The sequence below is a fragment of the Mucilaginibacter inviolabilis genome, from assembly GCF_011089895.1.
Classification (GTDB): domain Bacteria; phylum Bacteroidota; class Bacteroidia; order Sphingobacteriales; family Sphingobacteriaceae; genus Mucilaginibacter; species Mucilaginibacter inviolabilis.
The window spans coordinates 669,004-686,974 of the sequence record NZ_JAANAT010000003.1 but is presented as its reverse complement, the minus strand read 5'-3'; the positions used below and the strand labels follow the sequence as shown (position 1 = coordinate 686,974).

At 43.8% G+C, this 17,971-nt stretch carries 17 protein-coding genes; 4 read left to right on the top strand and 13 right to left on the bottom strand.

Translation table 11 applies throughout. From position 1 onward, the window contains the following. Nucleotides 1–2 precede the first annotated feature (2 nt). Nucleotides 3–1,541: a carboxylesterase/lipase family protein gene (locus G7092_RS22940; protein WP_166092958.1), complete on the bottom strand. Its 1,539-nt coding sequence runs from the start codon at nt 1,539–1,541 to the stop codon at nt 3–5. A gap of 192 nt (nt 1,542–1,733) precedes the next feature. Between G7092_RS22940 and G7092_RS22935 the strand changes: the two genes are divergently transcribed. Then, nucleotides 1,734–2,045 (top strand): hypothetical protein, encoded by a 312-nt coding sequence (locus G7092_RS22935; RefSeq protein ID WP_166092956.1) that lies wholly within the window; start codon nt 1,734–1,736, stop codon nt 2,043–2,045. A gap of 216 nt (nt 2,046–2,261) precedes the next feature. Here the strand turns inward: G7092_RS22935 and G7092_RS22930 are convergent, their stop codons facing one another. Next, nucleotides 2,262–4,601, bottom strand: coding sequence for a glycoside hydrolase family 3 protein (locus tag G7092_RS22930; RefSeq protein ID WP_202985384.1), 2,340 nt, complete (start codon nt 4,599–4,601; stop codon nt 2,262–2,264). A 380-nt stretch (nt 4,602–4,981) separates the two neighbouring features. Between G7092_RS22930 and G7092_RS22925 the strand changes: the two genes are divergently transcribed. The 3 genes from G7092_RS22925 to G7092_RS22915 all read left to right on the top strand — a co-directional run bounded on the left by G7092_RS22925 (nt 4,982) and on the right by G7092_RS22915 (nt 8,615). Further along, a complete protein-coding gene (locus tag G7092_RS22925) occupies nt 4,982–6,067 on the top strand; it encodes a Gfo/Idh/MocA family protein (RefSeq protein WP_166092954.1) in 1,086 nt (361 codons plus the stop codon). Between the two features lie 6 nt (nt 6,068–6,073). Continuing rightward, nucleotides 6,074–6,805 (top strand): 6-phosphogluconolactonase, encoded by a 732-nt coding sequence (locus G7092_RS22920; protein ID WP_166092952.1) that lies wholly within the window; start codon nt 6,074–6,076, stop codon nt 6,803–6,805. Between the two features lie 85 nt (nt 6,806–6,890). Further along, nucleotides 6,891–8,615 carry a GMC oxidoreductase gene (locus G7092_RS22915; protein ID WP_166092950.1) on the top strand — a complete coding sequence of 575 codons (1,725 nt, stop codon included), beginning with the start codon at nt 6,891–6,893 and terminating at the stop codon, nt 8,613–8,615. Nucleotides 8,616–8,731: 116 nt separating this feature from the next. Here the strand turns inward: G7092_RS22915 and G7092_RS22910 are convergent, their stop codons facing one another. From G7092_RS22910 to G7092_RS22860, 11 genes are all read right to left on the bottom strand, one after another. Beyond that, a complete protein-coding gene (locus tag G7092_RS22910) occupies nt 8,732–9,196 on the bottom strand; it encodes a phosphatidylglycerophosphatase A family protein (RefSeq protein WP_166092948.1) in 465 nt (154 codons plus the stop codon). 117 nt (nt 9,197–9,313) lie between these two features. Beyond that, nucleotides 9,314–10,135: a TerC family protein gene (locus G7092_RS22905; protein ID WP_166092946.1), complete on the bottom strand. Its 822-nt coding sequence runs from the start codon at nt 10,133–10,135 to the stop codon at nt 9,314–9,316. Nucleotides 10,136–10,170: 35 nt separating this feature from the next. Next, a complete protein-coding gene (locus G7092_RS22900) occupies nt 10,171–11,133 on the bottom strand; it encodes a hypothetical protein (RefSeq protein ID WP_166092944.1) in 963 nt (320 codons plus the stop codon). Nucleotides 11,134–11,381: 248 nt separating this feature from the next. After that, nucleotides 11,382–12,530 (bottom strand): toxic anion resistance protein, encoded by a 1,149-nt coding sequence (locus tag G7092_RS22895; RefSeq protein WP_166092942.1) that lies wholly within the window; start codon nt 12,528–12,530, stop codon nt 11,382–11,384. A 79-nt stretch (nt 12,531–12,609) separates the two neighbouring features. Next, complete coding sequence (locus G7092_RS22890) at nt 12,610–13,224, bottom strand: TerD family protein (RefSeq protein ID WP_166092940.1); 615 nt, start codon at nt 13,222–13,224, stop codon at nt 12,610–12,612. Between the two features lie 6 nt (nt 13,225–13,230). Next, nucleotides 13,231–13,785, bottom strand: coding sequence for a TerD family protein (locus G7092_RS22885; protein ID WP_166092938.1), 555 nt, complete (start codon nt 13,783–13,785; stop codon nt 13,231–13,233). After that, on the bottom strand, nt 13,775–14,620 hold the full coding sequence (locus G7092_RS22880) for a phosphoribosyltransferase family protein (RefSeq protein ID WP_166092935.1): 846 nt from the start codon (nt 14,618–14,620) through the stop codon (nt 13,775–13,777). Before G7092_RS22880 ends, G7092_RS22885 begins: the two co-directional genes overlap by 11 nt. Nucleotides 14,621–14,725: 105 nt before the next feature. After that, nucleotides 14,726–15,433 (bottom strand): HAD family hydrolase, encoded by a 708-nt coding sequence (locus G7092_RS22875; protein WP_166092933.1) that lies wholly within the window; start codon nt 15,431–15,433, stop codon nt 14,726–14,728. 109 nt (nt 15,434–15,542) lie between these two features. Next, nucleotides 15,543–16,211, bottom strand: a complete 669-nt coding sequence (locus tag G7092_RS22870; RefSeq protein ID WP_166092931.1) for a TerD family protein — start codon at nt 16,209–16,211, stop codon at nt 15,543–15,545. Between the two features lie 99 nt (nt 16,212–16,310). Then, nucleotides 16,311–16,886 (bottom strand): TerD family protein, encoded by a 576-nt coding sequence (locus G7092_RS22865; protein WP_166092929.1) that lies wholly within the window; start codon nt 16,884–16,886, stop codon nt 16,311–16,313. Nucleotides 16,887–17,351: 465 nt separating this feature from the next. Next, nucleotides 17,352–17,813: a DUF1801 domain-containing protein gene (locus G7092_RS22860; protein WP_166092926.1), complete on the bottom strand. Its 462-nt coding sequence runs from the start codon at nt 17,811–17,813 to the stop codon at nt 17,352–17,354. Nucleotides 17,814–17,971 lie beyond the last annotated feature (158 nt).

Here is a 17,971-nt window from a genome sequence, read left to right as displayed (position 1 = left end):
ACTTACTTTCCGCTCACCTCTTTCAGCATAAAGTCTAAAGCCGCTTTATCAGGCAAAGTAGTCGCCGCTGGCTTTTCGCTTAATACCATGATCTGGTTATCACTTCTATTATACGCAGGCCACACGGGCAATCCTTTACCATTGGGGTTGCCTGTTTTGGCAAAATTCACCCAGTAAGTTGATATCATGGTGGCCAGCTGATGATCAATCGGCTGCCATGGACGATTTAAAAACCGGAGGTTATCATAAGCATAGGCTACTTCGCCGGAATGAAAGGCACCATATTTTACAAAATCGGCCGTGGCTGGCAAACGGCGGGTAAAGCGATAAACGTAAACTTTGGCGTGGCCTTTTTCGCTTTGCGTATTCGCCCAGGTATAATTTTGAGTGCCGAATAATTTGTCGCGGTTTATCCTGATCTGCGCGGTTGCAGCATCGGCATCGGTATTTGCAGGGTAAAGCTGTATAAAAGCATTGGACCTGATTCCGTATTGTTCCAATACTTCGGCCCTGTAATCTGTGGCGTTTTTCAATTTTCCTATAAATGCGTCGTCCTCGTTCCAACCGGTAAGCAGCGGCACATCGTTCTGTTTACTTTCGGCAAAAATCTGTGCTATACTTTGAGGCAATACATAACCATCTACAATGGGATGATTTTGCTGGCCTTTACCAACCAGTTCAGCGGCTGGTTTTGCCCTTAATTCGGCAATGGAATTAGCACCCAGCGCCTGCGCTGTTTTTACGCCATTGGCTTCAGCCCCGGCCAGTTCAGACGCTCCCTGACCAATAAAACCGGCGCCACTTTCGGCAATAGCCCTTTGAAACAGACCTTTTCCCAACGGCGAAGCTACCAGGCAATTGACACTTATAGAACCCGCAGATTGCCCCGCTATAGTTACATTATCGGGGTCGCCGCCAAAAGCTTTGATATTCTGTTTGATCCATTTTAAGGCGGCCAGCTGATCCATCAAGCCATAATTTCCCGAAGCATTATGACCCGACTCTTTACTCAATTCCGGATGAGCCAGGAAACCAAATATCCCAACCCGGTAGTTGATCACCACAAATACTACCCCCTTTTTCGCGGTGGCCTCGCCATCATAAATGGGCACGGCCGCACCTCCTGTAGAAAAGCCGCCACCATAGATATAAACCAAAACCGGTCGTTTTTCTGCGGATGACCGGGCTCCTGTCCATACGTTCAGATACAAGCAATCCTCGCTGATGGGTTCATCGGGGATCAGGAATTCCTTAGTATAAACACCAAACTCATGGGGCTTTGGCTGCATGGGGCTGGCAGAAAAAGCGGTGCATTGTTTTACACCTTTCCATGGGCTTACCGGTTGCGGCGCTTTCCAACGCAGATCACCAATTGGCGGCGCAGCAAAGGGTATCCCTTTAAATACATGCACATCTCCTGCAACATTGGTACTGCCCGAAACGAGCCCTGCATCGGTTTTAACTATGGTCATATCGGCTTTTTGAGCCTGGGCCAAAGTGCAGTACAACAACATTACAGATAATAACAAGCAGTTTTTCATGATTCTATTTTAAGGTTTACCATCAGCTAATTTATGGTTTTACCCTGGTCTTTTTATATTTAACAGAACGGGCATCATCACATTCGTTTTATCATCCTGTCGCAAAACGCCCTGTAAAATGTCAGTTTTGCCCATTTTACAATTGCTGTTTAGCCAGTACTTTTATTCATCCAATCACCCAAACAAACCGTTATGAAAATAGTAAGAGTACAATACACCACTACGCCAGAATTTGCCCCCCTCAACCAGGCTAATATTGCTGGTATTGTAAAAGAATTAAAAGAACTTAACCATCCGGGAATTAAATATGGCTGCTGGTTACTACCCGACGGAAAAACATTCATGCATTTTGATCAATTGGAAAATGAAGCAGCCCATGAGCTACTGACATCTTTAGCATCGTTCAAAAAATTTGATGCCGACCTTTGGGCCAGCGGCCTTGAAATTGAACCCGTGCTCGAACTACTTTCCCCGGTTGCATCTACTGAAGAATTTTGGGGGTAAAAAAATTTTGGTCTATTCAATGCAAGTGTTCGCAAAATCACGGTTTGGCTAAAGCCAGCAAATGTTTTCATCATCCGTCCCATAAATGGGACGGCAATGAACAAAAACAAACTTATTCCCCTTTCATTGCCGTTGGTTTTAACCAACGGTTTTCAAATGAGCAACTATTGGCTTTAGCCCAAAACCTATCAGTACAGTTAACCTACCACTTATAACTTACGGTTTTACTCCAGCCTTTTTATACTTAGCGGTACGGGCATCATTAATAACACCTTTCCAGTTTAAACCAAAACCAAAATCATAGGTATTGCCCTGCTCGTCCACATAGCATTTCATATCGTGGGGTACATCCTCAAACTGTTTTTCAACCGTGTGCATATCAGCAGGCATTTGCAGCGGCAACAATGCCGATGGCTCATTGTTGCCCGTTAAAATATCCAATGTAGCTTGTCCCTGTACACCAAAATCAACCACAATGGCATTGGCATTCTTCTCAAACTCCGAAAACACCATTGGGTTGGCCATATTTACCGAAACAATAACCGGCTTGCCTTTCATTTTGGCATAGGTGTCGTTCACCATAGCCAAATCAGTTACATTGATAGCCGTTGCCGATTTATCTTTGTAAGTACGGTTGGTGAATTTTTCCAGCGGATCGCCGCCGGCTATACTGGTAGCACGGGCATCGGTTGCGGTATATTTTTGGTATTGCAAACTTACTGGCACATAACCGTTGCCGCCATTTTTGGCATCGTCACTATTATAACCACCGCCGCTGTTCGGACTGTTGATAAACACCAGGGCGTAATCAGCTTCATCAGGGTTTTCGGTCACTTTAAAATATTTCTTTACCGTTTCTATATTCACCGGGTATTCCAGCTTTTCGGGAGTTTGCATACCCAGGAAGTTTTTGCCCGCCGGGGTAAATTGTTTAGGCACATATACCGTTTTGTTTTTAGTTAGCGGCAGCACATTACCCTTGTTCTTCAACATCACAATGGACTTCAATTGCGCCTGGTAACCGGCATTCATAAAATCGGGATTGCCCACAATACTTTTTGACGTCTGTGGATCGAGGTATGGATTTTCAAACAAACCCGTCCTGAACAGGTTACGCAGCAACCGCACTGCCGACTGCTCAAACCTTGCCCGCATAAACGCTTCGCCATGTTCTTTTACCCCCATCTGGTAGGCGGCCACCACAGGAGCCACTTCATTATTACCACCAAACTGGTCGACACCAGCCATCAGTATTTTATAGTGACGCTGTGCTACCGAAAGCCCTTCTACACCCCATGATTTGCCCGACAAAAACTGATCGACCGCGGTCTCATCACCCGTAACCAGCCAGTCGGTACATACCACGCCATCAAAATGATATTTCTTCCGGAGCAGGTCGTTAATGATATAGGAATTATAGTTGTTGGCTACGTTTTCTTTGTTTTTGGTATCCTGGTTAAAAGATATAGTATAATAAGGCATTACCGACGCAGCCATTCCCGTTTTGCCTTTCAGCTTAAAAGCACCTTCGGTAAAGGGGATCAAATGTTGTTTGAAATTATTGCCGGGGTAAACGGCATATTTGCCATAACCATAATGCGCGTCGCGGCCGCCTTCCCCGGCACCACCGCCTGGCCAGTGTTTTACCATGGCGTTCACGCTGCCGTATCCCCAGCCTCCGTTAATCTCCTTATCGCCAACAGAAGTTTGAAAACCATCGATATACCCCCGCGCCATATCGGCCGAGAGTTGCGGATCTTCACCAAAAGTACCACTAACCCGCCACCAGCGCGGATCGGTAGCGATATCTACTTGCGGCGAAAGCGCCGTAGCGATACCCAGGGCCCGGTATTCCAATGCGGCGATATGACCAAAATCTTCCACCACCTTAGGATCAAACGTAGCGGCAAAACCCAACGAACCTGGCCACATCGAGATCGATCCCCCGGCACCCGCATTAAACTCGGCAGTTGCTACAGTGCCATGCCGCGGATCGGAACTGTTATTATTAGGGATGCCCAATCCTAAACCTTCCACAAATGCCTGCGCGTTATTATTCCATTGCGCTGCTACTTCCGGGCTCAGCACCGAAGTAATGAGCACATGCCGTACATTATCTTTTTCCAGAAACTGCTTTTGTTGATCAGACAGATCATAAGGTTTGGCACCGCTTTCGGCAAATACCTTACCACCATAAGTCCCGGCGAAAGGCCCGGCTGGTGCGGCGGGTATAGGCTGATGCTTACTGTACAACATCAAACCAGCAATTTGCTCCACGCTCATTTTGGAGGCCAGATCCTTTGCCCGTATATCAACCGGCAGGCGCCAGTCTTCATACTTATCCAGCTTGCCATTTTTATTCAGGTCTTTAAACGCCAGTCCATCTACCGTTAATATTTTTACGCCGGAGGTGATGGAATAACCCAGGTTTTGGCCGCCGGAATTGGTCACCCAAACAACGTCGCCCGATTTGCTTTCTGTCCATTTGTTTTGCCCCATTACTACGGTTGCAGGCAGCAGTCCCAGCAAAGCCAGGAGTTTAAATTGATTCGCCATAAAATTTATACAGGTTATGTACAGTTTATAAATGCCATGGCAACAGATGATGCAGCACTGGCAATAGTTTGGTTATAAATATCTAATTAACAACAAACAACAATCATTGTGTCAATATTACACAATACTATGTATTAACTTTTTAAATTGCAAATGTTTATCCGCAGAAATAAACCAGCGAATTTGTAAAAGGCCATTCAAATGCTGCCTGCTGCCGATGCTAAATCCTTTTTTAAAACTTTAATTGTTTTTTTTGATTTAGTATTTAATTCAGTAATCTTGAATAAACCTAACACGCCTGGCTTACAAGTGCCGAGCATGAAATTTAAATTAGAGACGCATCACATGCGCCTCCCGAACCAATTAATATAATTATACCCATGAACAGAACCAAAGTGGCCATACTCGGGACCGGTTTCATTACCGATATCCACATGGAATCATACCATCGTTTTATACCCGAGGCCGAAGTGGTTGCCGTATATGGCCGCAACCCGGATAAAGCCAAAGCCTTTGCCGAAAAATATGAGATAGCACAATGGTTTGATGATATCGACAAGCTTATTGCCGAATCTGGTTGCGAGGTGGTGGATATCTGCCTGCCCAATTATCTCCACGCGCAAGCTACCATCAAAGCGGCCAATGCCGGTAAGCATATCATTATTGAAAAACCGCTGGCCGTAACGCTGGAAGAAGCCGATGAAATGATTGCCGTTTGCAAAGCCAACAATGTAAAGCTGATGTACGCCGAAGAATTATGCTTCGCACCAAAATATGAGCGTGCCCGGCAATTGGTAAAAGATGGTGCCGTAGGCGAGGTATTTATGCTGAAACAGGGCGAAAAACATTCGGGACCGCACAGCGATTGGTTTTATGATATAAACCTGGCCGGCGGTGGTGTTATTATGGATATGGGCTGCCATGCGCTGGGCTGGTTTAGGTGGATGCTTAACCACGCCAAAGTGAGTAATGTATACGCTACCATGAGCACCGTATTTCATAAGGACCGTACTAAAGGCGAAGATAATTCGGTGATTATTGTAGAATTTGAGAATGGCGTAACCGCTGTAGCCGAAAATAGCTGGGCCAAACATGGCGGCATGGACGACCGCTGTGAAATATATGGCACAGGGGGCGTAATTTATGCCGACCTGTTTATGGGCAATGCCGCGGTAACCTATAGTCGCGACGGTTACGGTTACGCGATGGAAAAAGCCGATACCTCCAAGGGCTGGAGCTTCACCATTTTTGAGGAAGCTTTTAACCAGGGCTATCCGCATGAATTGAAACACTTTATTGATTGTGTGCGCCACGATAAACCCCCATTGGTAACTGGCGAAGATGGTCGCGCCGTACTGGAGATCATTTACGCGGCCTATGCTTCGGCTGGACAGGGTAAAAAGATCAACCTGCCGTTCTCGGCCAAAGTAGCTAAGCCTATCGACCTTTGGTTAAACCATCAATAAGCGGACATGACTATTCAACTGTATAAAGATTACGATTCCTTATCATCCGCGGCAGCTTATTGGGTGTGGCGGCAGATCAAGCAGAAGCCCGATTCACTGATCTGCTTCCCTTCGGGCGAATCGCCAACCGGGATGTTTAAATTCCTGGTACAATATGCCAAGGAGGGGAAAATAGATTTTAGTCGAGCGCATTTTGTGGGTTTGGATGAATGGGTTGGTATGGATAAAAACGATGAAGGCAGTTGCAGTCATTACCTGCATGAGCATTTCTTTTCACGATTAAAGATAGCACCAGAGCAAGTACGATTTTTCGATGCGAAAGCTGCTGATCTTGATGAAGAGTGTCAAAAAATGAATGAGCATATTGCTAATCTGGGTGGAATGGATATGATGATCGTGGGTATTGGGATGAACGGCCATATCGGTTTGAATGAACCCGGTACAGATTTTAACACGTATGCACATCACTCCGCATTGGCCCCGGTAACTATCGATGTGGCCAAAAAGTATTTCGCACAGCAACCGCAGCTAACCGAGGGGATTACGCTGGGCTTACGTCATCTGACCGAAGCACGAACCCCGGTACTGATTGCCAGCGGCACGAAAAAGGCGGGTATTATAGCACAGGCTTTGAATGGACCGACGACTATCGATATACCAGCTTCCATCTTTCAAAATCTGCCAAACGCACAGATCTTTTTGGATCATGGTGCAGCAGAAAAGCTCAATAAGCAGTAAAATAAAAGAATAACTACACATCGATATCGGCGAAATCTATACAAATAAAATATTGAATAGCTTTTATATATAACCATCAATCACCATGCCTGATTCAACAGAAAGACCAACTGCAAACACAGATCATTTAACTTATGATGCCATTGTTATAGGCTCGGGCATTAGCGGTGGCTGGGCCGCCAAGGAATTGTGCGAGTTCGGTTTAAAAACCCTGGTACTGGAACGCGGACGGAATGTGGAACATATTAAAGACTATCCAACAGCCACCATGGATCCCTGGCAGTTTAAACATCGCGGGCAAATGACCCGGGAGTTTTTGGAAGAGAATCCGCTGATCAGCAAAGCGGCCGGTTTTGGTGAAGCTACCGAGCATTTCTTTATAAAAGATAAGGACCATCCTTATATACAGGAAAAACCCTTCGACTGGATACGGGGCTACCAGGTTGGCGGTAAATCACTCACCTGGGGGCGGGCCTGCCAGCGCTGGAGCCAATATGAGTTTATCAATCCCGAGCGTTTTGGCTACGGTATTGCCTGGCCCATCGGCTATGATGATGTGGCGCCATGGTATTCGCACGTAGAAAAATTTATTGGTGTATGTGGCAATAAAGACGGCATTGAGGCCATGCCCGATGGCGAGTTTCTGCCTCCTTTTGATATGAATTGTGTGCAGGAGGTGATCAGCAAAAAAATCAGTGAGTATTACCCCGACCGTCACCTGGTACACGCGCGATGGGCACATCTAACCAAACCCAACCAGGTTCATCTTGATCAGGGACGCGGCAAATGCCAGGCACGCGATATGTGTATGCGCGGCTGCCCTTTTGGGGGTTATTTTAGTTCGGTAAGTTCAACGCTGCCCTGGGCCAAAAGAACAGGCAACCTTACTATTAGACCATTCTCAGTGGTGCACTCCGTTATCTATGATGAAAAGCTGGGTAAAGCCACAGGTGTTAAAGTGATTGACACCAACACCAAAGAGGTGATCGAATATAAAGCCAAGATCATTTTCATGAATGCTTCGGCATTGAACACCAACCTCATCCTGTTGAATTCAACCTCGGCGCGCTTTCCTAATGGCTTGGGTAACGATAACGGACTGCTGGGCAAATACGTAGCCTTCCAAAACTATCGCGCGTCGGTAACCGCCAGCATGGATGGCTTTTTAGACCGATATTATTTTGGCCGGAATCCAACAGAATTAATCCTGGCCAATTACCGCAACCTCCATCAACAGGAAACCGACTACAAAGGGGGATTTACTACCTTTATGGGTGCTTATCGTCACCAACATCCGGCCGAAAAGCCTGTAGGAGAAATTGGCGGCGACTATAAAGACTCGCTGACTGAACCCGGAGGCTGGCAGGTATACATGTATCTGCAGGGCGAAACTATCCCCAAAGAAAGCAATCACGTACGCCTTAGTAAAGATCAGAAAGATCAATGGGGCATTCCACTCCTGATCACCTCAGTAGAGTACGATGATAACGATGAACGTATGATACAGGATTTTTTAACCCAAAGCGCTGATATGCTGCAAAAAGCAGGCTGTACCAACATCGAGAAGCATGAGAACAAACAAGCTCCCGGGCTGGACATCCACGAAATGGGTGGCGTACGCATGGGCAAGGATCCAAAAACTTCCTTGTTAAACCAATGGAATCAATTACACCTATGCAAAAATGTATTTGTGACCGATGGCGCCTGCATGACCAGCACCGGCAATCAAAGTCCGTCGATACTGTACATGGCTTTAACGGCTCGCGCAGTGAATTATGCCGTGGAAGAGATTAGGAAAGGCAATTTGTAAATGGAGCATGGGTCATGCTGAACTTGCTTCAGCATCTCATCAGCAGGGTTGAACCGTGCATGTGATTAGCTTTCCATGTGGGATCCCGAAATAAATTCGGGATGACTTCCGACTTTTTATCCACCAAACTTAAGCCAAAGCAGGTAGCCTGCCCATACCAGTATATTGGAGTAAACGCCTGCCAGTACGTCGTCCATCATCACGCCGGTGCCGCTGGGTAGGGCTTCCATTTTGCGGATGCCCAGGGGTTTTACAATATCAAAAAAGCGGAACAGGATTAGTCCGCCGATAAGGCAATAGATATTTATGGGTACAAACACAACCGCTATCAGCATACCGGCAACCTCATCTATTACCACGCGTGAGCTGTCTTCGCCCCAATCTGGTTCAACCTTGTTGCTTACATATACACCCAGCAGGGTTATTACAATGGTAATGGCAAGCAGATACCAGGGATTTTGCAATACCGGGCTTTGCCATAGCAGCCAAATAAACCCGCAGGTTACTATAGCCGCATAGGTACCGCCACCTTTTAAAAACCCGATGCCAAATATGGATGCTATTATTTTGTTTAAGTTCATCTTTTATTGGTTCATTAGTTCATTGGTTCATTAGTTCATTGGTTTTAGCAGTATAAACCTTCATTGTTGCCGATTTACTACGAATGAACCAATGAGCAAATGAACCAATGAACATCATTATTGCTTATCCAGCACATCCTCGGCTGCTTCGGCTACTTCAGGTTCGGTGGTGTGCCTTTTGGGAAAGTTAAATAACAGCGATGTTAATACCGGGATAATGAATACGCCAACGGTAAATACCGAGGTAAAAATATCAGCCTTTTCACTCTCCATAAATTTGGAGAAGGACGATGTTTCATTAAAGTGCACAAACAGTGATGCCGATAATTTAATTCCCAGAACACCAATCACGATAAAGGCAACCGTCTCCAGAAAAGTAAATTTTTCCATCAGCTTCACAAAGGCTTGAGCTACAAAACGCATGGCCAGTATACCGATGAATACGCCAATATATATCAACACTACATGATCTGTAAAGGCCACGGCGGCAAACACGTTATCGATAGAAAAGGCCAGGTCCATCAGTTCTACTAATGCTACGGTAGCCCAAAATACACCAAATACACCTACGGTTGAGCGGTACAGCCAGTTCTTGCTTTTATCCACCTCTTCATCCCCTCCATCGCCGCTGGCCGCCTGAATTTTCCCTTTAAAATAATTAAAGCTCAGGTACAACAGGTATAAGCCCCCAATAGGTTTTAACCACCATATTTTTACCAGCCAGGCTGCCAAAAACAAACATACCCCGCGCAATATATAAGCGCCCAGTATCCCATATCTCAGCGCTTTTTTACGCTGGGTGGGCGGCAGATCCAAAACCATGGTAGCCAGTACCGCGGCGTTATCAACCGAAAGCAAACTCTCGATCACAATAAGGTTTAAAATAATGAGCAAACCGGCTTTAATGTCGGGGCCCAGGATGGTGTGTAAGAAATCCATAGAACAGGTAAGGAATTAATTTCGGGTTAAATAAACTAAATTAAATCGGTATTCAGCATGCTTTTTAAAATATTGGCCTGTACATCAATGTTGCTGATGTTTTCCATAAAGCTCATGTCTGATATTTTTTTATAATTGTCGGCCAGCAGGTTTTTGATCTCTGTGGGCATGGCTGCTTTCATGGCGGCGGCATTACCCTCCAGCTTGTCGTTCTTATCCCGCAGTTCGTGTACCAGTTTTTCCTTTTTCGATAGGTTATTAGTCATATCGATACCGGCTAACTTTGCAATATCCAGAAACAGGAACAGGTTATCAGCAAGTGAATAGATATAGTACCGGTCATCATCCACAAACTTGTATACTTCCGCAACCTGGGTACCAGCTTTTAATCCGCAGTAAAACTCAGTTTTGAATTCATATTTACACAAAACCCCCATCAGTTTACGCTGAATAATGGCATACTCGTCGGTGTAAACATCTTTATCGTTGTAGGCCGTTATCTCCTGCAATAACTCAGGTGCAATGGGGTAAAAAAAGTCGGGCGCAAACCGGGAACTGAACGCATTGATATTTTTAGACAACGGATTATCGGTCGAATTATCCGACAATACCTGGAACAGTTTCCGCAATGATAAATTAACCTTGAGTGCCTGGCGCTGTTTTTCGAGGTTAAAATTTGCCTGGGTATAGTAAGGATCATTCAGCCGGTCGATCATTTCCTTGTTGATCTGGATCTCGTCAAAAAGTAAACTCACATTGGTTTCGTTGTTCTTTTTGATCTTGCGAAGCAGATCGATGAGGCTTTGGGTAAATTGCAGGTGAAACAGATCGAGCTTATTGATATCCAGCTCGGGATTGGTTTCAAAAAGCTTGTGGATCACCTGGCTGCGCAGATATATTTTATAAATAATGTCATCACCAAAAAAAACAGAAAGCAATTGCAGCTTACTGAGCATCCGGTTTGACTGATTTAAAATATTTAACCTGCTTTCATCCATCAATTTGGCAACCTCAAATTTTGATTAAATGCAAATTTACGAAAATATGAGTGATAACTAAATCTTCCCAAACCCGTTGCCTGTGTCCTCACAGGTAACCAATACCCCGGAATGCAAATCGTCTGTGAAGACACAGACGATGGGAGTAATATATTAAACTTATCATTCTGAGGAACGAAGAATCTATTCATGAACTATGCTAATCGCAGAACAGATCCTTCGCTGCCGCTCAGGATGACAAATTGGGCTTATGCGTTGGTCACTGTCTTTTTCAGTTCCACTTCCAGGTTTTGCAGTTCGGTGTTGAGGGTTTTGCGGTTGGCAGTACCTTCTTCATGGATGCGTTTAACCTCGGTAAGGGTTTCAATAAGCGACGCGGTTGTTTTCTTCAAAGTATCCAGCGACACAACGGTTTTCTCATTTTCCTTGGCCACATCGATACTGTTTTGTTTCAGCAGTTCGGCGTTCTTTTGCAAGATGGTGTTGGTGGTGTCCGAGATCTTTTTCTGCATCTCCACGTTCTCCTTTTGGCGGTTCAACGCCACAGCAATGGTGAGCTGGTTTTTCCAAACCGGGATAGTGGTAGATACGATAGACTGCGCTTTTTCGGCAATGGTAGTATTGTTGCTTTGCACCACGCGTATTTGCGCAAGCGATTGCAGCATGATGAAACGTACCACTTTCAGATCGGCCAGGCGTTTGTCTAAACGGTTCACAAAATCGCGCATATCGGCAATTTCATAATCGTTATAGGCCGATGGATTGGCATCCATTTGTGCCAGCTGCTCGCTCAGCTCGTTGTATTTTAACTGGCCCGATATAATGAGCTCTTCCATTTGGTGGATGTAGCCCACGTTGCTGTCAAACATGGTTTGCAGCGAGCTGTTATCCTTTAATGAATTAACGCGACCTGCTTTGATCTTATTGGTGATCTTATCAATGTTGTTAATTACCGTATCATACTTCTGGAAAAGCTTTTTGGCATCAACCACCAGCTTTTTCATAAAAGGTATGTGCGATATAAAAGAGGTGAACGCGTTTTGGTTCAGTTCATCCACATCAATATAGTTCAGTTCGGTAAGCAGCTCGTTAATGAGACCACCAACCTCGCCCGAGTTATAGGTACGTACCGAAGTGAGGAAAGTATTGCTATACTTTTCCATCGAGTTTTGAACCTCTGTACCATAATTGAGGATGGAGTTTACATCCTTAGGGTCGAGGGCCTTGGCTACCTCGCCATATTTTTGCACCTCGGTAGGGGTAATATTGGTTAAATCGACATTACCTTCTTTATCCAGCAATTTTGCCGGTGTGTTAGGATTATTAACCGGAGCCGGATTAATATCTAAATTAACCGGTGTTATATTTAGTTCGTTATTTCCTGGTGTGCCTTCCATTGTATTGAGTTTTTTATTGTGAATCGTGAGTGGTGAATAGTGAGTTCCTTTTAACTGACCACTCACTACTGACAACTCCCTATAAATAATTCTGTGCCATGGTTTTAACCGACTCTTCCAGTTTCCTGTCGCGGGTTGGTTCGCCAATGGCGTTAAATTTCCATTCGCCGTTCTTTTTGTAAAATACACCCATCGCCATAGATACATGGCCGGCAAAATCTTTGCTGTGCGCAATATCATAGGTGGCAAATACTTCGTTTACCCGGGTTGGGGTACCTTCATAAATGCGGATAGATGCAAAAGGAATAGTACCAAAATCCTGCCCGCGGAAGCTATTGAGGATAAAAGCCACGTAACCAACAGAACTGCTCAAGGCCGATAGATCAACCGTGATCACTTCATTGTCCAGGCCGTCATCACCACTCATATCGCCGGTCAAATCGTCGCCGCTATGCCTTACCGCTCCATCTTTTGATTTCAGGTGACCGAAGTAAACTACATCTATCAGTTGTTTGTTATCATCATATAGTGCGCAGCTGGCATCCAAATCAACCGCTTCTTTTGTAGTGCCAAAACCAAACAGGCCTTTTTTTTCAATAGCGCCCCAGTTAATGCCAACACAAACAGTTTGCAATTTGCTGCCGTTACTTTTTTCCAGACTTATCCTTTGTCCTTTTTGAAGATTGATAGCCATATGATATTATTGGTATTTGGTTAAATAATCCTGTAAACCGCCTTTCATACCAACGCCTACAGCCTCAAACTTCCAGTTGTTATCTTTTTTGTAGATACGGCCAAACTCAACAGCAGTTTCTATCGAAAAATCCTCTTCCAGCTCATATTTTAAAATATCAGCGCCCGTTGCGGTATCAAATATCCTTATGAAAGAGTTGCGTACCTGGCCAAAGTTTTGCTTGCGTGCCTCGGCTTCGTGTATAGTTACCACGATGCATATTTCGGCTACTTTAGCGTCAATTTTCGACAGGTCAACTTTAATCTGCTCATCGTCGCCATCGCCATCACCGGTCAGGTTGTCGCCGGTATGTTCAACAGCGCCATCCGGCGATTTCAGGTTGTTGTAAAAAACAAAGTATTCGTCGGCTACAATTTTTTTGTTATCACCTAATATAAAAGCAGAAGCGTCCAAATCAAACGCGCTCCCTGTTGAAGAACTGTTGGTATCCCATCCCAGGCCAATGGTAAATTTGGGGGCATTAATGCTTTCCCGTTGACCTTTTTGCAAGTTAATTGCCATGTTGAATTAATTTATGATTGTTTAAAAATAGGTTTTCTTTTATAAAGTTTAGGTTATGTTCGTAAGCTTCAATGGTATGATAGCCATTGCCCAAAGCCATATCATAAAGCAAGTTTATAAAATCAAAAGTTTGATCCTGAATAAAAATACAAAAACTCTCAAAATCGTAATTTAAAATATACTTTACGATACGGGTATTGATACTGAAGCTGTTGCTTTTGATAATGCCATCCAGATCAAAAATATTTTTTACCTGGTGATAATTTAAATGGTTCTCGATATTGGGATGGATGTTTTTGTTTACCAGCTCGGCAAAGTACAGCATGAATATATCGTTGCTGAGCCCGTATTCGCCCACCATTTTCATGATCATGCGTTCGTGACTGCCGGTTATTTTGATATCATCCAGAAATATCAGCGTTTTGCCCTGCAAAAAATTCTTATCGATATGAAACGAGTCGTTACCGATCAGGCTCATTCTTTGCTCGGCATCCAGTTCGCCGTAATCTTCCTTGTAGGTGATAGTACGGTGTACCTTGGTTTCCTGCACTACGGGATAACCATGCCGGGCCAGCCAGCGGTTAAGCCGGGCCACAAACCAGTTTTTCATGGCAAAGGTGGCCGTAGGGATAAACGAGTACGGGCTCGATATCACCACAATTTGCTGTTTAATGGGGTTTTCGATGAGGTAATCCCTGATAAAACCATCGGCAAGGTGAACACCGAAGTGCCTGGCCACCGCATCATCGCCAAATTTAAAACGGCTGTAATCATCCGGGTTAAACCCAAATGCCTGCGCATGGTTAATATGATGTAATGAGTAGGTAGTGTTCATTAAGCAATTATTGAATTAATGATTTAGTGAATTAGTGATTTCTTTATTCTGTAAGTCAAAAAATCCTTGCTCCAAAAATCTTTGTTCTTTGTTCCAAAAATCCTTTTATCTATAATAAGTTAATAATGAAGAAATGGATGTGTTGTTTGAATTGACAAGCAAACTTTTTATGCCTGCCGTCGTGGCACCTTCAATATCGGCCTTAGGGTTATCGCCAATGTGAATGATGCCCGTTAAAGTTATATTTTTTTCTTTATTGATCTGTTTAATATTTTCAAGCATCAGATTAAAAAACTCCAGGTTTGGTTTCGACATGCTCACCTCGTCTGAGTACAGCTGAAAATCAAAGTATTTATCCATCTTTAATTTGGCCAGTACTTTTTTTAATGTTGCTCCTTTTATAAAACCAGTGTTGCTTAGCAAGCTAAATGTGGCACCGCTTTTTTGTTTTAGATTATCCAATACCTCAATTGTTACAGATTCATAAACCGTAGGCAAATAGTTAAACACCAGCGCTTCCATATCGGCATAAAGCTTTTGGGTATCGATATCATTCAAATTCAATTGATTATCATTAATCAGGCTAATCGCCATCAGGAACATTTCTTCCGAATCTATATTCTTACCGGTACGCTCATTAATGGCATTACACATCAGGTCGACGGTGCGAAATGCCTTGGCCACTTCATCAATATTTTTACCCGATGGATTAAAATCGCGGTGAAATATTTTGGTACGCTCGGTTTTATAGTCAGGATTGGATCGGATCAATGTTAGCCAAAGATCAAAAGAATAGTGCTGGTAATAAGGCATAGGTTTTTGGGGAACAGGGTCAAGAGATAAGAGTCAAGAATTAAGACAAAAAAGTTTGTTTATTTTCCTATCCTGATTCTTGACTCTTATCTCTTGACTCTCTTCTTTTTTAATATTGTTTAAGTAGTTCTAAAAAATTATCGGTAGTGTGCGGTTCGCCAATGGCTCGGAACTTCCAGGTGCCGTCTTTACGGTAAACTTCGGCAAAGGTCATGGAGCACATGCCATTATAGGTTGAATCGCCTGAGAGACTGAACTTGGCTATCTCTTTGCCGTGGTTATCCACCGCGCGGATAAAAGCGTTATCCACCATACCAAAATGCTGGTTGTTTTTGCGGCCCTGGTATATAGCTACAATGAAAAGGATCCGGTCGAATTTTGGGTCGAGCGAATCCAGCTTTACGATAATCTGCTCATCGTCACCATCTCCCGCTCCGGTACGGTTATCGCCAGTCAACCAGATATTACCCGATGGGTGACGCATAGAATTGAAATAGATCACATCGCCTTCGTACAAGCTAACGGTGTTACCATTGGGCTTTTGAAACGAGCGCCCCCTGTCGGCCACTCTGCCATTTTTATCCAGCAGAAATGCGATGGCATCCAGATCGTATTCAGCTTCTTCGCCACCGCCAAACAGTTTACCCAGGAAGCCACCACCACCACTTTGCTTTACATCCCAGCCCAAACCAATAGTAACCGACGACAGATCAAAACTCTCGCCTTTATCATTTTTACGCAGGTCAATAGTTTGACCTTTTACTAAATTAATTGCCATAGTTGTATAATTTAATAGCCTCACCCTGCCCTCTCTAAAGGAAAGGGCTCTAAAACTCTCTTATTAAAAAAAGCATCCCCTTCAGGAGACGGGGGGCTCTTACTTAATGATTTGCCCTTTAAAATATTTACTTAAAAAGAAGGCCAGGTCTTCCTTATAACCCACGCCCGATGCTTCAAATTTCCAGGCACCGCCGCGACGGTATAATCTGCCAAATTCGATAGCCGTCTCGATCGAAAAGTCTTCACCCAGTTCATATTTACATACTTCGCTGCCGGTCAACTCGTCGATAATGCGGATGTATGAATCGCGCACCTGGCCAAAATTTTGCCTGCGGGGTTGTGCCTCATGTATGGTTACTACAAATAATATTTCCTGTATCTTGGAATCTACTCTGGTCAGATCCACATTGATGGATTCATCATCGCCGCCATCGCTGTTGCCACCTGATGGGTCATCTCCGGTATGGTGAACGGCCGAATCGGGAGAATCTACATTATTATAAAAAACAAAAAATTCATCCTGAGGTACAAATCTGTTCTCGTCTATCATAATTGCCGATACATCCAGGTCAAAATCGTAACCTGTACCTTCGTTCGGGTTCCAGCCCAAACCAACTGTCATTTTTGATAAACCGAGATCTATTTTTTGTCCCTTTTGTAAGTTGATAGCCATGTTAAAAGTATTTTATTAAAAACTTCAGCATCCCTATAATATTGCAGGGACCAAGTTTGTTTTGTTCGTGAATTGATATTTTAAATATTAGTCTAATATATACGCTTTTTTAATCCGTGCATCCTAAACAGTATAACAAATATGTTAGGTTACATCTGAGGATTGTGACTAAGGAAAATGCGGAATGTTACAGGGGGATTTAATCTGGAGTGATGTTGGAATGTTCACAAAAAAGCCCTATAAGTTTTGAGAAGATCAGATTTGGCTAAAGCCTGACTTGCAACCCTGATTATCCGTCACATAAATGTGACGGCAATGAATAAGAAAGTCAATTGGTTTTCATTGCCGTTGGTTTCAACCAACGGGCTATCAAGTAAAACTATATGGGCTTTAGCCAAAAATCATGTAGTGTTTGTTGTTACCTACCATCTTTGGATAGGGGCAATACAAAATGTATGTGAAAAATTACTTTCCCCGTTGCTTAGCCGAAATTGATTTGGTAATAGTTTCACCTTGCATCATTTGCTTTGGATCTTTTACCAGTTTAAGTGAATTGATCCAGGCCTGCTGCAAAAGTTGTTTGATATAAGTAACCGGAAAGGCCTTAACATCCGGAACAGTGATGTACCGGTATTGCTTGCCATTGCCTATCAGTAACTTTTCGGGATCGGTAAGCCCGGCACCCTGATAAAAGCCAAACTGCAGGTTATTATTGGTGCGAAAAACAGCGATGGTACAGAAAGTATGCCCTGTTTTTTCCGTTGGCGACCAGCCAAATGCCAGCGCATTATAATTATCATAAATGAGTTCATTAGCTTGTGGAAACAGGTCCCAAACAAAATCGCGCAACCACAAGGCCCGTTCCTGCACATCAGGTTGGAAGGGCGCGAGAAATTTCAGCAGATCGGCTTTTTCTTCTATGGGCATATGGCTACTGGTTTATAATTTTTAACGATCAATAAAGTTACATCTCAAATACCTGGCTTTCAAAGCTCCACAGGTATAATAATTTATTATCTTTGCATCCATATTAAAAAACGCTTTAAATCTTGAGCCATGTAATGTCATTTGCATATTGATGTTAA

Bases quoted from the DNA above. Each gene is read 5' to 3' on its own strand.
- G7092_RS22940 (WP_166092958.1), bottom strand. From the start codon at position 1,541: ATGAAAAACTGCTTGTTATTATCTGTAATGTTGTTGTACTGCACTTTG.
- G7092_RS22935 (WP_166092956.1), top strand. From the start codon at position 1,734: ATGAAAATAGTAAGAGTACAATACACCACTACGCCAGAATTTGCCCCC.
- G7092_RS22930 (WP_202985384.1), bottom strand. From the start codon at position 4,601: ATGGCGAATCAATTTAAACTCCTGGCTTTGCTGGGACTGCTGCCTGCA.
- G7092_RS22925 (WP_166092954.1), top strand. From the start codon at position 4,982: ATGAACAGAACCAAAGTGGCCATACTCGGGACCGGTTTCATTACCGAT.
- G7092_RS22920 (WP_166092952.1), top strand. From the start codon at position 6,074: ATGACTATTCAACTGTATAAAGATTACGATTCCTTATCATCCGCGGCA.
- G7092_RS22915 (WP_166092950.1), top strand. From the start codon at position 6,891: ATGCCTGATTCAACAGAAAGACCAACTGCAAACACAGATCATTTAACT.
- G7092_RS22910 (WP_166092948.1), bottom strand. From the start codon at position 9,196: ATGAACTTAAACAAAATAATAGCATCCATATTTGGCATCGGGTTTTTA.
- G7092_RS22905 (WP_166092946.1), bottom strand. From the start codon at position 10,135: ATGGATTTCTTACACACCATCCTGGGCCCCGACATTAAAGCCGGTTTG.
- G7092_RS22900 (WP_166092944.1), bottom strand. From the start codon at position 11,133: ATGGATGAAAGCAGGTTAAATATTTTAAATCAGTCAAACCGGATGCTC.
- G7092_RS22895 (WP_166092942.1), bottom strand. From the start codon at position 12,530: ATGGAAGGCACACCAGGAAATAACGAACTAAATATAACACCGGTTAAT.
- G7092_RS22890 (WP_166092940.1), bottom strand. From the start codon at position 13,224: ATGGCTATCAATCTTCAAAAAGGACAAAGGATAAGTCTGGAAAAAAGT.
- G7092_RS22885 (WP_166092938.1), bottom strand. From the start codon at position 13,785: ATGGCAATTAACTTGCAAAAAGGTCAACGGGAAAGCATTAATGCCCCC.
- G7092_RS22880 (WP_166092935.1), bottom strand. From the start codon at position 14,620: ATGAACACTACCTACTCATTACATCATATTAACCATGCGCAGGCATTT.
- G7092_RS22875 (WP_166092933.1), bottom strand. From the start codon at position 15,433: ATGCCTTATTACCAGCACTATTCTTTTGATCTTTGGCTAACATTGATC.
- G7092_RS22870 (WP_166092931.1), bottom strand. From the start codon at position 16,211: ATGGCAATTAATTTAGTAAAAGGTCAAACTATTGACCTGCGTAAAAAT.
- G7092_RS22865 (WP_166092929.1), bottom strand. From the start codon at position 16,886: ATGGCTATCAACTTACAAAAGGGACAAAAAATAGATCTCGGTTTATCA.
- G7092_RS22860 (WP_166092926.1), bottom strand. From the start codon at position 17,813: ATGCCCATAGAAGAAAAAGCCGATCTGCTGAAATTTCTCGCGCCCTTC.